Below are 702 nucleotides of genomic sequence, written 5' to 3'. Positions count from 1 at the left end.
CATGGCGGGTGAAGACTTCGTTCTGGAGCTGACCGGCAGCAACCAGGACAGCAATGACACCACGCCACCGGACGCACCAGAAATCACGTTTTATTTCCATAATGAAGATGGCACGGACCATGGGGGTAAAAATGGCTCCAGCACTCTGGACAATACGCCAACGTTATACGGGAATGCAGAGCCCGGCAGTCTTGTGACGATTTACGACAACGGTATCCAGATTGGCACAGTGAATGTGGATGCTGGCGGGCGTGGCTGGCATTTCATGACGCCGGAGCTCAGTGAAGGCAGTCACCACTTCACGGTTACAGCCACTGACGCCAGCGGAAACATCAGCGATGATTCGCAGGACTTCGTCGTGAATGTGGAAGCGGCAGACACCACCGCCCCGGATGCACCGTCATTCCTGCCTGCCAGCGATGACTCGGGCGAAGGGGCGGTGTCAGTTGAGAACGGTGGCACGACGGCGGATACCGCGCCTGACCTGAGGGGTGTGGCGGAAGCAAACAGCCTGGTAACCGTGTATGAAAACGGTGTTGCCGTGGGCTCTGTTAAGGCTTCAGCGAACGGGACCTGGGTTATCTACGACCAGCCACTCAGCGAGGGTACACATAACCTCACCGCCACCGCCACGGACGCGGCCGGGAACATCAGCGGGTCTTCCGAACACTTCGTCATCACCATTGATACCGACATTACCGC

General features: G+C 57.8%; 1 protein-coding gene. It reads left to right on the top strand.

Features of this window, described 5'->3' with window-relative positions:
* The coding region (locus ACG0Z5_RS23820) for an Ig-like domain-containing protein (RefSeq protein ID WP_394451645.1) at positions 1 to 702 on the top strand (702 nt) is incomplete at both ends.

This window comes from Scandinavium sp. M-37 (assembly GCF_043558715.1).
Taxonomy (GTDB): domain Bacteria; phylum Pseudomonadota; class Gammaproteobacteria; order Enterobacterales; family Enterobacteriaceae; genus Scandinavium; species Scandinavium vulneris_A.
Note: the sequence above shows the minus strand (reverse complement) of the source record. Positions and strands in the feature narration are given on the sequence as shown.